General features: G+C 73.0%; 18 protein-coding genes. 12 read left to right on the top strand and 6 right to left on the bottom strand.

Annotated elements, in window-relative coordinates:
• Window positions 1-92: 92 nt before the first annotated feature.
• From ehuB to ACH01S_RS04005, 9 genes are all read left to right on the top strand, one after another.
• On the top strand, window positions 93-986 hold the full coding sequence (gene ehuB / locus ACH01S_RS04045) for an ectoine/hydroxyectoine ABC transporter substrate-binding protein EhuB (protein WP_067885588.1): 894 nt from the start codon (window positions 93-95) through the stop codon (window positions 984-986).
• A 3-nt stretch (window positions 987-989) separates the two neighbouring features.
• Window positions 990-1,706: an ectoine/hydroxyectoine ABC transporter permease subunit EhuC gene (gene ehuC, locus ACH01S_RS04040; RefSeq protein WP_067885471.1), complete on the top strand. Its 717-nt coding sequence runs from the start codon at window positions 990-992 to the stop codon at window positions 1,704-1,706.
• Window positions 1,706-2,359, top strand: coding sequence for an ectoine/hydroxyectoine ABC transporter permease subunit EhuD (ehuD, locus tag ACH01S_RS04035; RefSeq protein WP_174564855.1), 654 nt, complete (start codon window positions 1,706-1,708; stop codon window positions 2,357-2,359). Before ehuC ends, ehuD begins: the two co-directional genes overlap by 1 nt.
• Window positions 2,346-3,221, top strand: coding sequence for an ectoine/hydroxyectoine ABC transporter ATP-binding protein EhuA (gene ehuA, locus ACH01S_RS04030; RefSeq protein WP_083980303.1), 876 nt, complete (start codon window positions 2,346-2,348; stop codon window positions 3,219-3,221). The genes ehuD and ehuA overlap by 14 nt, the downstream gene beginning before the upstream one ends.
• 143 nt (window positions 3,222-3,364) lie before the next feature.
• Window positions 3,365-4,528 (top strand): thiolase family protein, encoded by a 1,164-nt coding sequence (locus ACH01S_RS04025; protein ID WP_067885584.1) that lies wholly within the window; start codon window positions 3,365-3,367, stop codon window positions 4,526-4,528.
• A 2-nt stretch (window positions 4,529-4,530) separates the two neighbouring features.
• On the top strand, window positions 4,531-4,905 hold the full coding sequence (locus ACH01S_RS04020) for a Zn-ribbon domain-containing OB-fold protein (RefSeq protein ID WP_067885466.1): 375 nt from the start codon (window positions 4,531-4,533) through the stop codon (window positions 4,903-4,905).
• Window positions 4,906-4,948: 43 nt separating this feature from the next.
• Window positions 4,949-6,085 carry an NAD(P)H-dependent flavin oxidoreductase gene (locus ACH01S_RS04015; RefSeq protein ID WP_067885464.1) on the top strand — a complete coding sequence of 379 codons (1,137 nt, stop codon included), beginning with the start codon at window positions 4,949-4,951 and terminating at the stop codon, window positions 6,083-6,085.
• A gap of 100 nt (window positions 6,086-6,185) precedes the next feature.
• Window positions 6,186-6,767, top strand: coding sequence for a TetR/AcrR family transcriptional regulator (locus ACH01S_RS04010; RefSeq protein WP_067885462.1), 582 nt, complete (start codon window positions 6,186-6,188; stop codon window positions 6,765-6,767).
• 10 nt (window positions 6,768-6,777) lie between these two features.
• Complete coding sequence (locus tag ACH01S_RS04005; protein WP_067885460.1) at window positions 6,778-7,677, top strand: SDR family oxidoreductase; 900 nt, start codon at window positions 6,778-6,780, stop codon at window positions 7,675-7,677.
• 1 nt (window position 7,678) lies between these two features.
• Here ACH01S_RS04005 and ACH01S_RS04000 read toward each other — a convergent pair whose 3' ends face one another.
• A complete protein-coding gene (locus ACH01S_RS04000) occupies window positions 7,679-8,659 on the bottom strand; it encodes a CapA family protein (protein ID WP_067885458.1) in 981 nt (326 codons plus the stop codon).
• 35 nt (window positions 8,660-8,694) lie between these two features.
• On the bottom strand, window positions 8,695-9,270 hold the full coding sequence (locus tag ACH01S_RS03995) for a dihydrofolate reductase family protein (RefSeq protein ID WP_067885456.1): 576 nt from the start codon (window positions 9,268-9,270) through the stop codon (window positions 8,695-8,697).
• Between the two features lie 73 nt (window positions 9,271-9,343).
• Between ACH01S_RS03995 and ACH01S_RS03990 the strand changes: the two genes are divergently transcribed.
• Window positions 9,344-9,916: a TetR/AcrR family transcriptional regulator gene (locus ACH01S_RS03990; RefSeq protein WP_067885454.1), complete on the top strand. Its 573-nt coding sequence runs from the start codon at window positions 9,344-9,346 to the stop codon at window positions 9,914-9,916.
• 21 nt (window positions 9,917-9,937) lie between these two features.
• Here the strand turns inward: ACH01S_RS03990 and ACH01S_RS03985 are convergent, their stop codons facing one another.
• Together ACH01S_RS03985 and ACH01S_RS03980 are read right to left on the bottom strand one after the other, a co-directional pair.
• On the bottom strand, window positions 9,938-10,984 hold the full coding sequence (locus ACH01S_RS03985; RefSeq protein ID WP_246236769.1) for an SGNH/GDSL hydrolase family protein: 1,047 nt from the start codon (window positions 10,982-10,984) through the stop codon (window positions 9,938-9,940).
• 58 nt (window positions 10,985-11,042) lie between these two features.
• Window positions 11,043-11,549, bottom strand: a complete 507-nt coding sequence (locus tag ACH01S_RS03980; protein WP_067885450.1) for a GNAT family N-acetyltransferase — start codon at window positions 11,547-11,549, stop codon at window positions 11,043-11,045.
• A 170-nt stretch (window positions 11,550-11,719) separates the two neighbouring features.
• Between ACH01S_RS03980 and ACH01S_RS45715 the strand changes: the two genes are divergently transcribed.
• Both ACH01S_RS45715 and ACH01S_RS45710 read left to right on the top strand, forming a co-directional pair.
• The gene (locus tag ACH01S_RS45715; RefSeq protein WP_067885447.1) at window positions 11,720-12,547 is read left to right on the top strand and encodes a GNAT family N-acetyltransferase; all 828 of its coding nucleotides are present in this window, start codon (window positions 11,720-11,722) and stop codon (window positions 12,545-12,547) included.
• Window positions 12,548-12,761: 214 nt separating this feature from the next.
• Complete coding sequence (locus ACH01S_RS45710; protein ID WP_067885445.1) at window positions 12,762-13,595, top strand: GNAT family N-acetyltransferase; 834 nt, start codon at window positions 12,762-12,764, stop codon at window positions 13,593-13,595.
• Between the two features lie 15 nt (window positions 13,596-13,610).
• On the opposite strand, the gene uvrB is transcribed toward ACH01S_RS45710, so the two are convergent.
• Together uvrB and ACH01S_RS03960 are read right to left on the bottom strand one after the other, a co-directional pair.
• On the bottom strand, window positions 13,611-15,728 hold the full coding sequence (gene uvrB, locus ACH01S_RS03965) for an excinuclease ABC subunit UvrB (protein WP_067885443.1): 2,118 nt from the start codon (window positions 15,726-15,728) through the stop codon (window positions 13,611-13,613).
• Between the two features lie 104 nt (window positions 15,729-15,832).
• The gene (locus ACH01S_RS03960) at window positions 15,833-16,984 is read right to left on the bottom strand and encodes a sensor histidine kinase (protein ID WP_067885581.1); all 1,152 of its coding nucleotides are present in this window, start codon (window positions 16,982-16,984) and stop codon (window positions 15,833-15,835) included.
• Window positions 16,985-17,224 lie beyond the last annotated feature (240 nt).

Raw genomic sequence — 17,224 nt, 5'->3', positions numbered from 1 at the left:
ATTCGATAAACCCGACACCTCGACCCCGCGCCCGTGAAGGACCCGCAGTGGTCCATCACGGGCGCGGGGTCACACCATCCAGGAGTTCGATGATGACCTCTTCGAGACGCGACTTCCTCCGCACCGCCGTTCTGCTGTCCGCCGCGGTGCCGCTGGCCGCGGCGGGCTGCTCCACGACGGACCCGGAGGAGGAGAAGAAGGGCGGGGGCACGCTGCAGAAGGCCAAGGACGCCGGGTCGATCACGGTCGGCTTCGCCAACGAGGCGCCCTACGGCTACACCGACAAGTCCGGGAAACTCACCGGCGAGGCCCCCGAGCTGGCCAGGGTCATCTTCAAACAGCTCGGAATCGACGACGTGAAGGGCGTCCAGGTCGACTTCGGCGGCCTGATCGCCGGGCTCAACGCCCGCCGCTTCGACACGATCGCCGCCGGGATGTTCATCACGCCGGAACGCTGCGCGTCGGCGGCGTTCGCCAATCCCGAATACGTCGCCAAGAGCGCCTTCATGGTCAAGCAGGGAAACCCGAAGGGCCTGAAGGCCGCCGGGGACCCGGCGAAGACCGGCGCGCGGGTCGGCGTCATGACCGGCGCCGTCGAGGCCGGATACGCCGAGAAGTCCGGGGTGAAGAAGAGCAACATCAAGACGTTCGCCGACCAGCCGAGCGCGTTCGAGGGACTCAAGGCCGGGCGCATCGACTGCATCTGGCTGACCCGCATCTCCCTCGCCGACCTGCTGTCCAAACACGAGGGGCAGGGGTTCGAGGTGACCGAGCCCTTCGTCCCGGTCATCGACGGCAAGGAGCAGTTCGGCGCCGGCGCGTTCGCCTTCCGCAAGGCCGACGCGGACCTGCTGAACGCCTGGAACGGCGAACTGGACAAGCTCAAGCAGCAGAACAAACTGCTGCCCGTCCTGCAGCCGTTCGGCTTCACCCAGGCGGAGATGCCCACCGCCGCCGACACGGCGGCCAAGTTCTGCCAGGGCTGACCCGTGGGTGACGTCCTCGACAGCTACAACCAGTGGCTGGACGGAGCGTGGCTCACGGTCCGGCTCACCCTGCTGGGGGGCGCGCTGGCCCTGGTCCTCGCCCTGGTCTTCGGCCTGGCGGGCACCTCGCGCCACGCCTGGGTGCGCGGGCTGAACCGGCTGTACGTGGAGTTCTTCCGCGGCAACGCGACGCTCGTGCTGCTGTTCTGGTTCTTCTACGCGCTGCCCCTGATCGGGCTCCGGTTCACCACCATGTTCGCGGCGGTGCTCGCCCTCGGCCTGAACATCGGCGCCTACGGCGCGGAGGTCGTCCGCGGGTCGATCAAGGCGGTCCCGAGAGCGCAGTACGAGGCGACCGTCGCGCTGAACTTCACGCCGTACCAGCGGATGCGCCGGGTCCTGCTGCCGCAGGGCTTCGCGCTGATGCTCCCCCCGTTCGGGAACCTGATCATCGAGCTGATGAAGGGCACGGCCATCGTGTCCCTGGTCGGCCTGGTCGACCTGACCCGCGTCTCGAAGAACATCCAGGGCAGCACGGGCCAGACCGTCGCGGCGTTCACGGTGGTGCTCGTCCTGTACTTCGTCATCGCGCAGGTGCTGCAGCTCGCCGTCCGGTACGCGGAGCGGCGGGTGGACCGCATGCTCGGCCGCCGGCTGCCGAGTGAGCCGTCGCTCGGCACGATCGCCGCGGGCGCGCCCGGCGCGGGGGTGAGCGGCTGATGGACTGGGACTGGCAGTACTCCGGGGACATCCTCCCCGACCTGCTGGACGGCCTGCGCTACACCGTCATCGCGACCCTGGCCGGCTACGTGATCGCGCTGGTGCTCGGCCTGGTGTGGACGCTGCTGCGGCGCAGCCCGAGCCGGGTCTTCAACCAGGCGATCCGGTGGATCACCGAGTTCATCCGGTCGACGCCGCTGATCCCGCAGCTGTACTTCGTCTTCTTCGTCCTGCCCGCGTGGGGCATCACGATCGGGTCGCTCACGGCCGGGATCGTCACGCTCGGCGTCCACTACTCGACCTATACCGCCGAGGTATACCGGGCCGGGATCGCCGACGTCCCGAAGGGGCAGTGGGAGGCGTGCACCGCGCTGAACCTGCCGAGGTCGCGGGTGTGGCTGGACGTCGTCCTGCCGCAGGCGATCCGCCGGGTGATCCCGACGCTCGGCAACTACCTGATCGCGATGTTCAAGGACTCGCCGATGCTGCTGGCGATCAACGTCTCGGAGCTGCTGTTCTCCGCCTACCAGGTGGGGTCGAAGTCGCTGCAGTTCCTGGAGCCGATCACCATGGTCGGGCTGTTGTTCGTCGTCGTCAGCGTCATATCCTCGATACTCGTCCGCCGCTTGGAGAGGCGTTATGCCACCAACTAGTCCCGCCGAAGACGCGTCCGCATCCCCCGCCGGCGCGGGAGGCGTCTCCACGGAGAAGGGGAAGGGGCCGCGGGCCGCGCTGCCGCGCGGCGAGGCGCCGGGCATCCGCTTCGAGAAGGTGGTCAAGCGGTTCGGCCACAACGTGGTGCTCCGCGAGCTCGACTTCTCCGTCGCGCCGGGCGAGCGCGTGACGCTCATCGGGCCGAGCGGGTCGGGCAAGACCACGATCCTGCGGCTGCTGATGACGCTGGAGAAGCTCGACGACGGCCTGATCTGGATCGGCGACGAGACGCTCTGGCACATGGAGCGGGGCGGCAAGCGCGTCCCGGCCGGGCAGAAGCACCTGCACGAGATGCGCAAGCAGGTCGGCATGGTGTTCCAGCAGTTCAACCTGTTCCCGAACATGAACGTGCTGCGCAACCTGACCGAGGGGCCGGTGCGCGTCCTCGGCCTGTCCAAGGACGAGGCCGTCGAGCGCGCCCGCGGCCTGCTGGAGATGGTCGGCCTCGCCGACAAGGAGAACGCGCACCCGACGCAGTTGTCGGGCGGCCAGCAGCAGCGGGTGGCGATCGCGCGGGCGCTCGCCATGCAGCCGAGGGTGCTCCTGCTGGACGAGGTCACCTCCGCGCTCGACCCGGAGCTCGTCGTCGGCGTCCAGGACCTGCTGCGCGACATCGCCCGGCAGAGCGACCTCACGCTGCTGTGCGTCACCCACGAGATGACCTTCGCCAAGGACATCTCCAACCGGGTCCTCATGTTCGACCAGGGGCAGATCGTCGAGGAGGGTCCCCCGGACCAGATCTTCGGCGAGCCGTCCGAGCAGCGCACCCGGGACTTCCTGCAGGCGGTCCTCGCGACCTGAGCCGCCGCGCGTCCCCGGGGCGTCCGCGCCCGTCGCCCGCGTCCCCGTCGCCCCGGGGGCGCGGGCGGCGTCGTCCCGGCCCCCCTGGAACGTACCGAACGTCGTTCGGTACGGTGGGCGCCGGGCGTGAGGGGAGCGAGGCGATGGACGGCGCTGCGATCGCCGGGCTCGGGATGACCGAGCTCGGCCGGGTGTACGGGCGGAGCCCGCGGCGGCTCGCCGCGGACGCGGTGCGGCTCGCCGCCGCCGACGCGGGCCTGTCCCCCGGCGACCTGGACGGCCTGCTCGTCAGCCACGGCACGGGCGGCTCCCCCGGCATCGAACTGGCCGAGACCCTCGGCCTGCGCGACCTTCGGCTGCTGTCGCAGGTCAACGCGTTCGGCGCGACCGCCGGGGCGATGGTGTCCCACGCGGCGATGGCGGTGCTGAGCGGGTCCGCGACCGCGGTGGCGTGCGTGTTCGCGGACGCGCCGCTGACCCCCGAGCGGTCCGCCGGGTCGGCCTACGGCCGCGACGCCCGCGAGTGGTACGGGTTCGGCGGGATGACGGCGGCGCTCGGGCTGCGCAGCGTCACCTCGTTCTACGCGCTCGCCGCGCGGCGGCACATGTCCCGCTACGGCACCACCAGCGAGCAGCTCGGCGCGATCGCCGTGGCGACCCGCGCGTGGGCGGCCGGGAACCCGCGCGCCCAGCTGCGGGACCCGATCACGATCGAGGACCACCAGAACTCCCGCTGGGTGTCCGAGCCGCTGCACCTGCTGGACTGCTGCCTCGTCTCCAACGGCGCGATCGCCGTCATCGTGACGAGCGCGGACCGGGCGCGGGACCTGGCCCGTCCGCCCGTCCACGTGTGGGGGTGGGGGCAGGGCCATCCGGGGCACCGCAGGGAGCGCGGCAGCGAGTTCGGCCTGGCGACGGGCGCGGCGGCGTCCGGCGCGGCGGCGCTGAAGATGGCCGGGATCACCGTCGCCGACGTGGACGTGTGCGAGCTGTACGACTGCTACACCTACACCGTCCTCGTGTCGCTGGAGGACTACGGGTTCTGCGGCAAGGGCGAGGGCGGCGCGTTCGCCGCGTCCGGCGCGCTCGGCCCCGGCGGGACGCTGCCCACCAACACCGGCGGGGGCCAGCTCTCCGCGTACTACATGTGGGGCATGACGCCGCTGTCGGAGGCGGTGATCCAGGCGCGCGGGGACGGCGGCGAGCGGCAGGCCCCGTCCAGCGACGTGATCCTGGTCAGCGGGAACGGCGGGATCCTCGACCACCACTCGACGCTGATCGTCAGCCCGCACCCGAAGGGGGCCTAGCCGTGGAGATCGGCATCCTGCGGCGGGACGGCCGCACCGACCCGTTCTTCGACGGCGCCGCCGCCGGGCGGCTCGTCGTCCGGCGGTGCGCGGCGTGCGACCGCTGGTTCGCGCCGGACGCGCCCGCCTGCCCCGGCTGCGGCGACGAGGACCTCGCCTGGGCCGAGGCGAGCGGCGACGCGACCCTCGTGACCTGGACGATCCTGCCGAAGGACCCGCCCGCCGTGCTGGCGCTCGTCGAGCTGGCGGAGGGGCCGTGGCTGCACGCCCGCCTGGACGGCGCCGACCGCGCCGTCCTGCGCGAGGGCCTCCCGCTGCGCGCGGTGTTCGTCCACCCGGACGAGGGCGAGTCGTACGTCCTCTTCCGCCCGGTGTGACCGCCTCTGGACCGAATGACGTTCGGGCCGTTAGCGTCGGCGCATGGACACCGAGGTCTGCCGCCGGTTCGGCATCGAGTTCCCGCTGTTCGCCTTCAGCCACTGCCGGGACGTCGTCGCCGCCGTGACCAACGCGGGCGGGTTCGGCGTCCTCGGCGCCGTCGCCCACTCCCCCGACCGGCTCGACGCGGAGCTGCGCTGGATCGACGACCATGTCGGCGGCCGCCCCTACGGCGTGGACGTCCTCGTCCCCGGGAAGATCGACGAGTCGGCGGCGGGCGGCGGCGGGCTGGACGCCATGCTCGCCGCGATCCCCGACGAGCACTGGGCGTTCCTCGCCGACCTGTTCGCCAGGTACGGCGTCCCGCTCCCCGACGTCGAGCAGGCCCGGCGGGCCGAGGCGCGCGGCGGCGCGCGGGTCACCGCGGCGGGCGCGACCGAGCTGATCGAGGTGTCGCTCGCCCACCCGGTCGGCCTCATCGCGAGCGCGCTCGGCACCCCTCCCCCGCTCATGGCCGAACTGGCGCGCGAGCGCGGCGTCCCCGTCGCCGCGCTGGTCGGGACGCCGGAGCACGCCCGCCGCCAGGTCGAGGCGGGGGTGGACCTGATCGTCGCGCAGGGCGGCGAGGCGGGCGGGCACACCGGCGAGATCTCCACGATGGTGCTCGTCCCCGAGGTCGTCGACACGGTCGCCCCGCTCCCCGTGCTGGCGGCGGGCGGGATCGCCACCGGGCGGCAGATGGCCGCCGCGCTCGCGCTCGGCGCGTCCGGCGTGTGGTGCGGGTCGGTGTGGCTCACCACCGAGGAGGCCGAGACGTCCCCGGCGGTGAAGGCGAAGATGCTCGCCGCGACGTCCGGGGACACGGTCAGGTCGCGGTCCCGCACCGGCAAGCCCGCCCGCCAGCTCCGCTCCGCCTGGACGGACGAGTGGGACGGCCCCGCGGGCCCCGGCCCGCTCGGCATGCCGCTCCAGATGATCGTCGCCGAGGGCGCGATGCGGCAGATCACCAAGGTCGCCGAGTCCGGCAACCCGGGCGCGCGTGAGCTCGCGAACTACTTCGTCGGGCAGTGCGTGGGCCTCATGAACACCGTCCGGCCCGCCCGCCAGGTCGTCTACGACATGGTGGACGACTTCGCCACCGCCGTCGAACGCCTCAACGCGATCACCGGAGCGGACTGACCCTCCGGGGCGACGCGGCGACCCGCGAGGAGGCGCGTCACCCGCGCCTTCTCGCGTGTGGTTTAATAAATGACTGTACATTTATTAATGGGAGGACGTGATGGCGGGACGGCCGCGCCGGGTGGACGACGCCGTGATCCTGCGGGCGGCGGTCGAGGTGATCGGACGCGTCGGGCCCGCGAGGCTCACCCTCGCCGCGGTGGCGGAGGAGGCCGGGGTCGTGCCGGGGACGCTCGTCCAGCGGTTCGGGTCCAAGCGGGGGCTGCTGCTCGCGCTGGCGGACCAGTCCGTCCGGGAGACGGCGACGTCCCGGCGGCGGAACGGACACGGCTCCGCGCTGGCGGCGCTGCGCGCGTTCGCGGTCGAGTCGATGGCGGAGATGGCGACGCCGGAGCGGTACGCGAACCACCTGGCCTTCCTGTGCCTGGACCTCACCGACCCCGAGTTGCACGAGCGCGCGCTGGCCGTCCACCGGGCGAACGGGGAGCTGGTCGAGGCGCTCCTCTCCGAGGCGGCGGCCACGGGCGAGCTCCGTCCGGGGACCGACGCGAAAGCCCTCGCCGGGACCGTCCAGGCCGTCCTCGCCGGGGCCGGGCTCAACTGGGCCCTCGACCGGGAGGGCGCGCTCGCCGACCGCCTCGCCCGCGAGTTGGACGCCGTCCTGTCGCCGCACGTCCCGTGAAGGAGGAACCATGCCGGACCTGACCGGACACGTCGCCCTCGTCGCCGGGGCCACCCGGGGCGGCGGGCGGGGCATCGCCGTCCAGCTCGGCGCCGCCGGGGCGACCGTCTACGTGACGGGCCGCAGCAGCGGCTCCGCGCGCGCCGGGCTCGACCGCCCGGAGACCATCGAGGAGACCGCGAGCCAGGTCACCGAGGCGGGCGGCGTCGGGATCGCCGTCCAGGTCGATCACAGCAGGCCGGACGAGGTCCGCGCGCTCGCCGACCGGATCGCCGCCGAGCGGGACGGGCGGCTCGACCTCCTGGTCGACTCGGTCTGGGGCGGCGACCCGCTGACCGACTGGGAGCACCCGCTGTGGGAGCAGGACCTCGACACCGGACTGCGGCTGCTGCGCCAGGCGGTGGAGACGCACGTGATCACCAGCAGGTTCGTCCTGCCGCTGCTGGTCGCCCGCGGGCGCGGCCTCGTCGTGGAGGTGACCGACGGCAACACCGCCCGCTACCGCGGCTCGTTCTTCTACGACCTGGCGAAGTCGACGGTGATCAGGCTGGCCGTCGCGCAGGCGGCCGAGCTGCGGCCGCACGGGGTCGCCGCCGTCGCGATCACGCCCGGGTTCCTGCGCTCGGAGGCCGTCCTGGACCATTTCGGCGTCACCGAGGCCACCTGGCGCGACGCGATCGCCCAGGATCCGCACTTCGCGTACTCCGAGACCCCGGCGTATCTCGGCCGCGCCGTCGCGCACCTCGCCGCCGACCCGGACGTCATGCGTAAAACCGGACGCGCCCTCGCCACCTGGAGCCTCTACGAGGAGTACGGGTTCACCGACGTGGACGGCACCCAGCCCGACTTCGCCGCCCACTGGGCGGAGGCCCTGGTCGACGAGCACGGCCCCCTCGGCGACCCGCTCTGAGTCAGGCCGCGACGTCGACGACCAGCCGGTCGCCGCGGGGCTCGACGTCCGTGCCGAGCGCGGCGCAGGCGCGGGTGAACCGCTCGCCGATCCAGCGGCGGTCGGCGTCCCCGGCGAGGCGCGTGCTCGCGAAGTCGAGGCGCAGCGGCACCGCCTCGATCCGGGACGGCCGGGCGCCGTCCCCGGAGACGTCGAGCGTGACCAGGAACAGCAGGCCCAGGTCGTTGCGGAGCCTCTCGTCCACGGCGTAGTCGTCGATGAAGTCGCCCATGTCGAACAGGACGGGCACGTCCACGCCGTGGAAGACGTGCGCGGAGCTGCCCGCGACGAGCGTCGCGCCCGCGTCCACGATCTGCCCGGCGGCCCGCCGGACGTAGCGCAGCGGCTCCCCCGTCATGTTCGGCCCCCAGTGCGGGAGCACGATCACGGCGTCGTGCTCCGCCCGCAGCCGCCCGATCCGCTCCAGCAGGTGCCCCGGCACGCCCTTCCCCAGGTCGGCGTACGCGACGCCCGGCCGTCCCCGCCCGGCCGCGAAGTCGGACGGGTGGTCGGTGACGCCCACCACCGCGATCCTCGCTCCCCCGGCTTCGAGGACGGCGCACTCCCACGCCTCGGCGACGTCCTGACCGGCGCCGACCGCCGACACACCGGCCCGACGGAGATGGCCGAGCGTGTCGGTGAGGGCGTCCGTCCCGTAGTCGAGGGCGTGGTTGTTGGCGAGGGTCACGCAGTCGACGCCGAGGTCCGCGAGCGCGTCGGCGGCGGCGGGGGGCGCGCGGAAGTGGAACGCCTTGCCGAACTCGTCCCAGCGCCGTCCGCGGTCGGACACGCAGCATTCCAGGTTCACGAGCGCCAGGTCGGCGTCCGCGAACGCCTCGCGCACGCCGCCGGAGAACAGCCCGCGTGTGCCGGACGCGGCGATCCGGTCCGCCACGCCGCGGCCGAGCATCGTGTCCCCGGCGAGCGCCATGGTGACGGCCATCGGGCCCCCTATCGGCGGGTGTACCGTCCTCCAGCCTACGAAGCGCGCGTGAACCAGGTCACCTGCGCGCCGTTCGCGAACGACTCGCGCGCGGTCGGCGCGAACGGCGTCGGATCGAACCCGCCCGCGAACGCGGGGATCCCGGCCCCGGCCACCACCGGATAGCTCTTGACGATCAGCTCGTCGATCTCGGGGAGGACGGCCGCCGCGAGCCTGCCGCCGCCGCAGAGCCAGATGTCCTCGCCGCCGTCCTCGGCCTTCAGCTCGCGGACGGTGGCGAGCCCGTCCCTGACCAGCTCCACGGACGGGTCGGCGATCTCGTCCAGGGACGTGGACGCGACGTACTGCCGGAGGTGCACGTAAGGGCTGGTCACGCCGATGTCGAGCGCGGGCTGGTAGGTCCCGAGCCCCATCACCAGCGTGTCGAACCGCTTGTTCGGGGCGTCCTGCAAGCCGACCTGGGCGCGGACGTGCGTGGGGAGGGTCTCCGGGTAACGCTCGTTGATCCAGGCAGCCATGTCGTCCCCGAGCGGATAGAAGTCGATCTCGCCGCCGGGGCCGGCGAGGTAGCCGTCGATGCTGACGCCGACGTAGTAGACGAGCTTTCGCATCTATTCGCACTCCGTTCGTAGTACTCTGCTTGAAGTGGTTTGAACGTAGTACTACAGATGGAGTGGTGTCAACATGCGCCGTAACACCGAGCGGCGGACCGCCCTCGTCGACGCCGCGATCGAGGTGCTCGCCAGGGAGGGGGCGCGCGGGCTCACCTTCCGCGCGGTGGACGCCGAGGCGGGCGTCCCGGTCGGCACCGCGTCCAACTACTTCGCCAACCGGGACGACCTGCTCACCCAGGCCGGCGGCCGGATCTACGAGCGCCTCCAGCCGGACGCCCGCGCCCTCGCCGGGATGGCCGCCGGGCCGCGCGACCCCGCCAAGGTCGTCGAGGTGCTGCGCGAGACGGTCGGCCGGATCTCCGAGTTCCGCACCGGCTACCTCGCGCTGCTCGAACTGCGGCTGGAGGCGACCCGGCGTCCCGACCTGCGCGCCGTCCTGACCGAACGCGTCCGCGCCGACGTCGAGGCCAACGTCGCCCAGCACCTCGCCTCCGGCCTCCCCGGCGACGCCACCTCGGTGCGCCTGCTCTACCTCGCGCTGAACTGGCTCATCGTCGAACACCTCACCCTGCCGGGCGTGTTCTCCGACGAGGACGTCGACGACCTGGTGGCGGTCGCCGTGGAACGCGCCCTCCCGCGCTGACCCCGGCACTCGACCAGCGCGCTAGTTCAGGGGGCGGCCGGGGCCCTTCTTGACCTGCTCGATGAACAGTTCGGCGAGCGCGTGCTGCCCGGCGACGGTCGGGTGGTAGCTGCGCGGCTCCGCTTCGAGGGCCGACAGGTTCAGCAGCAGGCCGTTCATGTACGGGGCGGCGCTGCCCACCTCGTGCCCGGCGAACGCGCTGTAGGCGTCGACGTACTCGACGCTGCCCTGGCCGTGGCGGGCGGCGATCCGCGCGTCCGCCTCCGCCGCCGACTGCTGGACGAGCCGGCCGAGGTCGTAGGCCCGCGCGTTCAGCCAGCGCTGGTCGGACACGCTGATGTTGTCCCCGCCCACCCCGTCGACCTCGGAGAACGCCTTCGGGTAGCCCATCACGATCACCCGCGCGCGGGGCGCCCTGGCGCGGATCTCGTCCAGCAGGCCGGGCAGCGTCTGGCGGAGCGCGGCGAGGCGGCCGGCGACGTCCTCGCCCTGCCCGGTGCAGCTCTTGCTCCACGGCAGCTTGATGACGCACCCGGCGAGGACCTTGGCGAACCCGACGTCGTTGCCGCCGATGCTCAGCGTGACCAGGCTCGTGTCGGCGCCGAGGCGGCCGAGCTGGGACGGCTCACCGCCCCGCCCGTCGCGCAGGTCCTTGATCGTCGCGCCCGAGCAGGCCCAGAACGCGCTGCCCCGCGCGAACCGGAACGCCTGCGCGACCTCGTGGTAGTACGCCTTGGACGTCCGGTGGCACCGGTCGAGCGGGTTGCGGTCGGACACGGTCGCCTCCGCGCCGACGCCCGCCGAGTACGAGTCGCCGAGCGCCACGTACGCCCCGCTCGTGGCCGCCTCCAGCGGCGTCGGCGCCTTCTTCACGGCGACCGGGTCGGCGAGCACCTCGGGCTCCGGTCGGGGGCAGCCCGCGCCGAAGACCTTGCACCGCGTGGCGGGCAGCGCCACCAGCGGCACGACCGTCAGCGCGAGCAGGCCCGCCAGCAGGAGGAGCGCGAGCCCCCGCTCGCCGAGCCGGTCCCGCGCCCACGCCCCCGGGTTGATCATGGTTCTCCTCATGGTCTCCATGGGCGAGACGTTCCGGGCGGCGTCCGGGTTCCCGCCTTTACGTTGTAGATCACGAGCGGGCGGGGGTCGGCGCCCACATGACGAGCCGGGGTCCGAGCGCGTGGAGGCCCTCCTCGACCTCCGCCTCCCAGTAGGCGCGGATGCCCGGGCCCCAGCGCTCCTCGGGCAGCTCCGCGAACCCGTGCGCGGCGTACCAGGGGGCGTTCCACGGGACGTCCCGGAAGGTCAGCAGGCTCACCCCGGGCGCTCCGCGACCGGCCGCATGGGCCTTTACCGCGTCCAGGAGGCGGACGCCGATGCCGCGCCCGGTCAGGTCGCCGCGCACCGAGATCTGCTCCAGGTGGACGGCGCCGTCCACCTCGCCGAGCGCCGCGAACCCGACCGGCGGGTCGCCCGCCACCAGGATCTCCCCGCCCTTGTCGATCACCAGCTCGGCCACGGTGGGGCCCGGCGGGAACACGATGCCGATGCCGGCGAACATCGCGTCCCCGGAGTTCTCGATCGCCGCCAGGAGCGGCAGGTCCCGCGACCGCGCGATCCGCACCTCGTCGTCCACCCCATGATCGTAGGCCGCGCACCGCGACCCGTCCTCCCGATAAGCACCGCGGGCGGACGAGCACCGGCTCAGCTCCATCGGCGGATCCGCGCGCGGGGCGTCCATCGGCGCGGTGTCCCGCGGCCGGAAAATCCGGATGCGGGCGCGGTGCGGCGGGGTCATGCTGGGGCATGGCTTGGACGATCACCGACGACCTCGACACCTTCCACGCGGCGGCGGACGGGTTCCTGCGCGCCGATCCGGTCGCCAACACGGTCCCGCTCACCGTGATCGACGCACTGCGCGCGCAGGGTCCGGGCGACGTGCTCTTCGGCTGGTGGACGGACGGCGGCCCGCCCGCCGGAGCCGTCCTGTGGACCCGCGGGTACCCGCCGATGCTCAGCGCGATGCCGGAGCGGGCGGCCCGCGACCTCGCGGACGCGCTGGCCGGACGCGGCGCGGATCTCCCCGGCGTCAACGGAACGCTCGCCGACGCGGAGGCGTTCGCGAAGGCGTGGACGGCCGCGACGGGGACCGCGAGCAGCCTCTCCATGGAGCAGCGGCTCTACCGGCTGGACCGGCTGATCGTCCCGGACCCGCCGCCCGAGGGCGCGCCGCGCGTCGCCGCCGCGTCCGACCGCGAGGTGGCGCTGCGCTGGTACGGGGCGTTCGCCCGCTCCGGCCCCGGTCACGGACCGGTCGACGCCGCGGCCCTGGACCGGCGGATCGCCGAGGGACGGCTCATGCTCTGGGAGGTCGGCGGGCGGCCGGTGGCGATGGCGGGCCGGACGCCGATCATCGCGGGGATGGCGCGGATCGCCCCCGTGTACACCCCGCCCGAGAACCGCCGCCGCGGCTACGCCGCCGCCGTCACCGCGGCCGTCACCCGCGAGGCGCGGGAGGCGGGCGCCGAGCACGTCGTGCTGTTCACCGACCTCGCCAATCCCACCAGCAACGGCGTCTACCGACGCCTCGGCTACCGCAAGGTCGAAGACCGCGTCGTCCTGGACTTCACCTAAGCCCCACGCGCGGGCGCTCCCGCCCAGGTCAGCGGCGGGTCGACCGGTCCCCCGGATGGGACGCGAGCCCGGGGACGGGCGCTGGCACAGCTCTGCTGGTGGCCCGCACCGCCGATCAGCGTCTCGGTGTCGGCGCCCGCGTGATCGCCCGGGGCGGTCGGCGGGCGCCGGGAATCCGCGTGCGGGCGCGGTGCGGGCCGGTTCATGCTGGGGCATGGCTTGGACGCTGACCGACGACCTGGACGCGTTCCGCGCGCACACCGACGAGTTGCTCCGCGGCGATCCCGTGGCGCACACCGTGCCGCTCACCGTGGTCGACACCCTGCTCGGGCAGGAGCCGGACCGCCGCGGTGACGTGCTGTTCGGCTGGTGGCCCCGCGCCGGGACGCCCGCCGCCACGTTCCTGCGGACTGGCCCGTACCCGGCGATGCTGAGCGCGATGCCGGAGCGGGCGGCCCGGGAGCTGGCGGACGCCCTCCGCGAGCACGCCGCCGCCGTCTCCGAGGCCAACTGCCCGCGGGCCGTCGCCGGGCCGTTCGCCGAGGCGTGGACGAGCAGGTCCGGGGCCGCGAGCGGCGTGGCGATGCGGCAGCGGCTCTACCGGCTGGACGGGCTGGCCGCCCCGGACCCGCCGCCCGCGGGCGGCCCGCGCGTCGCCGGTCCGGGCGACCGGGACCTGGTGCTGGCGTGGTTCGGCGCGTTCAGCTGGGACGGCGGCCACGCCACGATCGACCCGGCCGTGGTCGAGGGGCGCGTCGCCAAGGGCTGCGTCACCCTGTGGGAGGAGGACGGGCGTCCCGTCGCGATGGCCGGGCGGTCGCCGACCGTCGCCGGGATGACGCGGATCGCGCACGTGTACACGCCGCCCGCGCACCGCCGCCGCGGCTACGGTGCCGCCGTCACCGCGGCCATCACCCGCGAGGCGCAGGACGCGGGCGCCGAGCACGTCGTCCTGTTCACCGACCTCGCGAACCCGACCAGCAACGCCATCTACTGGCGCCTCGGCTTCCGCCCGGTGGAGGACCGGGTCGTCCTCACCTTCGGCTGAGCCCGCGCGGGGCGGTCACTTGACGCCTGCCTCCTTCATCTCGCGGAGTTCGCGTTTCAGTTCCTTCGTCTCGTCGCGGAGGCGGGCGGCCAGCTCGAACTGGAGGTCGGCGGCGGCCTGGTGCATCTGGGCGGTCATCTCCTCGATGAGGGCCTCAAGCTCCTCGCGCGGGCGCTCGCCGACCAGGTCGGCGGCGTGCCGGCCGACCTCCCTGGTGCGGGACGCGAGGCCGGGGACGGGCGCCTTGCCGCGGCTCTGCTGGCGGCCCGCGCCGCCGATCAGCGTCTCGGTGTCGGCGTCCTCGCGGGCGAGCGAGTCGAGGATGTCGGCGATGCGCTTGCGCAGCGCCGTCGGCTTGATGCCGTGCTCCTCGTTGTAGGCGACCTGCTTGGCGCGGCGCCGGTTCGTCTCGTCGATCGCGCGCTCCATCGACGGGGTGACCGTGTCGGCGTACATGTGCACCTGGCCGGACACGTTGCGCGCCGCGCGGCCGATCGTCTGGATGAGGGACGTCTCCGAGCGCAGGAAGCCCTCCTTGTCGGCGTCCAGGATCGCGACGAGCGACACCTCGGGCAGGTCGAGGCCCTCGCGGAGCAGGTTGATGCCGACCAGCACGTCGTACTCGCCGGCCCGCAGCTCGCGGAGCAGCTCGACGCGGCGCAGCGTGTCGACCTCGCTGTGCAGGTAGCGGACCTGGATGCCGAGTTCGAGGAGGTAGTCGGTGAGGTCCTCGGCCATCTTCTTGGTGAGGGTGGTGACGAGGACGCGCTCGTCCCGCTCGGTGCGCTCGCGGATCTCGTGGATGAGGTCGTCGATCTGGCCCTTGGTCGGCTTGACGACGACCTCCGGGTCGACCAGGCCGGTGGGCCGGATGACCTGCTCGACGACGTCGCCCTTGACGCGGTTCATCTCGTACGTGCCGGGCGTCGCGGACAGGTACACGGTCTGGCCGATGCGGTCGAGGAACTCCTCCCACTTGAGGGGGCGGTTGTCCATCGCGGAGGGCAGCCGGAAGCCGTGCTCGACCAGCATCCGCTTGCGGGACGCGTCGCCCTCGTACATCGCGCCGATCTGCGGGACGGTCTGGTGCGACTCGTCGATGACGAGGAGGAAGTCCTCAGGGAAGTAGTCGAGGAGGGTGTTGGGGGCGGTGCCGGGGCCGCGGCCGTCGATGTGGCGGGAGTAGTTCTCGATGCCGGAGCAGGTGCCGACCTGCCGCATCATCTCGATGTCGTAGCTGGTGCGCATCCGCAGGCGCTGCGCCTCCAGCATCTTGCCCTGCCGCTCCATCACGGCGAGGACGTCCTCCAGCTCGGCCTCGATGTCGCGGATGGCCCGCTCCATGCGCTCCGGCCCGGCGACGTAGTGGGACGCGGGGAAGACGTAGAGCTCCTCGTCCTCGGTGATGAGCTCGCCGGTGAGCGGGTGCAGGGTGGCGAGCTTCTCGATCTCGTCGCCGAACATCTCGATGCGGACGGCGAGCTCCTCGTACTGCGGGATGATCTCGATCGTGTCGCCGCGGACGCGGAACGTGCCGCGGGTGAAGGCGAGGTCGTTGCGGGTGTACTGCATGCCGACGAGCTGGCGGAGCAGGGCGTCGCGCTCGATCTCCTGGCCGACGTTGAGCCGGACCATGCGGTCGACGTACTCCTGCGGGGTGCCGAGGCCGTAGATGCACGACACCGACGCGACGACCACGGTGTCGCGGCGGGTGAGCAGCGAGTTGGTCGCCGAGTGCCGCAGCCGGTCGACCTCGTCGTTGATCGAGGAGTCCTTCTCGATGTAGGTGTCGGTCTGCGGGATGTACGCCTCGGGCTGGTAGTAGTCGTAGTACGAGACGAAGTACTCGACGGCGTTGTTCGGGAGCATCTCGCGCAGCTCGTTGGCGAACTGCGCGGCCAGGGTCTTGTTCGGCTGCATGACCAGCAGGGGCCGCTGCACCTTCTCGACCAGCCACGCGATCGTGGCGGTCTTGCCGGTGCCGGTGGCGCCGAGGAGCACCGAGTCCTTCTCGCCCGCCTCGACGCGGGCGGCGAGCTCGGCGATCGCCTGCGGCTGGTCGCCCGACGGCGTCATCTCCGTGACGACCTCGAACGGCGCCACGCGGCGCCGAAGATCAGTGACCGGCCGCATCGTCGCCTCCCCTGGGTACGGCTCTCTCCCCTGCCGTCACAACAGTACGCAAGGCCGCCGACATTCCGCGTCCCCGCAGGTCGGGCCCCGGTATCCGGCCGCCGTCAGGACGCGGGCAGCGGGATCCTGGCCCGCACGGCGTAGCCGCCCGCGCGCGGCCCCGCCTCGAAGCTGCCGCCGAGGGCGGTGACCCGCTCGCGCAGCCCGACCAGGCCGTTCCCGCCGCTCGGCAGCCGGTGCTCGGGCGGGGCGGTGGGCGGCTCGTTCGCCACCTCCACCTCGACGGCCTCGGGCAGCAGGGCGAGGCCGACGCGGGTGTCGGCGGCCCCGGCGTGCTTGTGCACGTTGGTGAGCGCCTCCTGGACGAGGCGGTAGACCGTCCGTCCGACGGCGGCGGGCATGGGCTGCTCCTCGCCGCGGATCGCCAGTTCGACCTTCAGCCCGGCCGCGCCGGACTGCCCGACCAGCTCGCGGACGTGCGCCAGCGTCACCGCCTCCTGGGGCAGGGCCTCCTCGCCCTGGCGCAGGACCCCGATGACGTGGCGGAGCTCCTCCAGCGCCTGCCGCCCCATGTCGCCTATCACGGTGGCGGTCTCCGCCGCCCGGACCGGGTCGCGGACGGCGATGGCCTTGAGCGCCCCCGCGTGCACGACCATGACGCTGATCCTGTTGGCGACCACGTCGTGCATCTCCCGCGCGATGCGGGTGCGTTCCTCGCCCCGCGCGCGCTCCGCGAGGAGGTGCTGTTCACGTTCCAAACGCGCGGCACGCTCTTGGAGCGAGATCACGAGCTGCTTGCGCGCCCTCATGTAGAGGCCGAGCAGGACCGGGACCGTCACGAACACGATGCCGAACATGGCCTGCGCGAGGAACGAGCCGTTCTCGGAGGTGGGCCCGGGGAACGCGAGCGAGGCGATGTAGCCGGCCACCGCGATGGTCACCACCGTCTGGCGGGACGCGGTGTAGGCGGCGAGCGAGTACATGATGACCAGCACGGCGAACACGCCCGCGCCGGTGACCGTCCCGAAGACGAGCGTGAACAGGGCCAGGGCGACCGGGTGGACGCGCCGCACGACCACGGTGAGGCCGAGGAAGACGCTGCACGCCGCCACGACGGGCGGCGGGAGCCAGAAGTCCTGCTCGGTGAACCACATGAAGACGCCGTCGCCCGCGGCCAGGGACAGGGCGATGACCACGTCGAGCGCACGCGAACGGCGCGTCGGCCACGCCGTCGCCCACCAGCCCCGCACGCGCATGCGGACGAGCCTATAGCGGGCCGCCGACACCCATGGTCATCCAGATCGGGAAGGCCGCGGGGGCCGGTCCGGGACGGTGACGGGCGCCCCCCTGCCAGGGCACCCGAATCGCCCTGCCCATGGGGCTTTCCCGCTATCAACGCCCTGTGGTTACGATGACGGCGCCGATCGTGTGCTCCAAGGGGGACGTCACCCCGCGCGCCCCCGGATCGCCCTCGGCGACGCCGACACAGGACGGGG

This window comes from Actinomadura chibensis NBRC 106107 (assembly GCF_001552135.1).
Taxonomy (GTDB): domain Bacteria; phylum Actinomycetota; class Actinomycetes; order Streptosporangiales; family Streptosporangiaceae; genus Spirillospora; species Spirillospora chibensis.
Note: the sequence above shows the minus strand (reverse complement) of the source record. Positions and strands in the feature narration are given on the sequence as shown.

Bases quoted from the DNA above. Each gene is read 5' to 3' on its own strand.
- ACH01S_RS45715 (WP_067885447.1), top strand. From the start codon at position 11,720: ATGGCTTGGACGATCACCGACGACCTCGACACCTTCCACGCGGCGGCG.
- ACH01S_RS03985 (WP_246236769.1), bottom strand. From the start codon at position 10,984: ATGAGGAGAACCATGATCAACCCGGGGGCGTGGGCGCGGGACCGGCTC.
- ACH01S_RS04010 (WP_067885462.1), top strand. From the start codon at position 6,186: ATGGCGGGACGGCCGCGCCGGGTGGACGACGCCGTGATCCTGCGGGCG.
- ACH01S_RS04000 (WP_067885458.1), bottom strand. From the start codon at position 8,659: ATGGCCGTCACCATGGCGCTCGCCGGGGACACGATGCTCGGCCGCGGC.
- ehuA (WP_083980303.1), top strand. From the start codon at position 2,346: ATGCCACCAACTAGTCCCGCCGAAGACGCGTCCGCATCCCCCGCCGGC.
- ACH01S_RS04005 (WP_067885460.1), top strand. From the start codon at position 6,778: ATGCCGGACCTGACCGGACACGTCGCCCTCGTCGCCGGGGCCACCCGG.
- ACH01S_RS45710 (WP_067885445.1), top strand. From the start codon at position 12,762: ATGGCTTGGACGCTGACCGACGACCTGGACGCGTTCCGCGCGCACACC.
- ACH01S_RS03990 (WP_067885454.1), top strand. From the start codon at position 9,344: ATGCGCCGTAACACCGAGCGGCGGACCGCCCTCGTCGACGCCGCGATC.
- ACH01S_RS04025 (WP_067885584.1), top strand. From the start codon at position 3,365: ATGGACGGCGCTGCGATCGCCGGGCTCGGGATGACCGAGCTCGGCCGG.
- ehuD (WP_174564855.1), top strand. From the start codon at position 1,706: ATGGACTGGGACTGGCAGTACTCCGGGGACATCCTCCCCGACCTGCTG.
- ACH01S_RS04015 (WP_067885464.1), top strand. From the start codon at position 4,949: ATGGACACCGAGGTCTGCCGCCGGTTCGGCATCGAGTTCCCGCTGTTC.
- ACH01S_RS03960 (WP_067885581.1), bottom strand. From the start codon at position 16,984: ATGCGCGTGCGGGGCTGGTGGGCGACGGCGTGGCCGACGCGCCGTTCG.
- ACH01S_RS03995 (WP_067885456.1), bottom strand. From the start codon at position 9,270: ATGCGAAAGCTCGTCTACTACGTCGGCGTCAGCATCGACGGCTACCTC.
- ehuB (WP_067885588.1), top strand. From the start codon at position 93: ATGACCTCTTCGAGACGCGACTTCCTCCGCACCGCCGTTCTGCTGTCC.
- uvrB (WP_067885443.1), bottom strand. From the start codon at position 15,728: ATGCGGCCGGTCACTGATCTTCGGCGCCGCGTGGCGCCGTTCGAGGTC.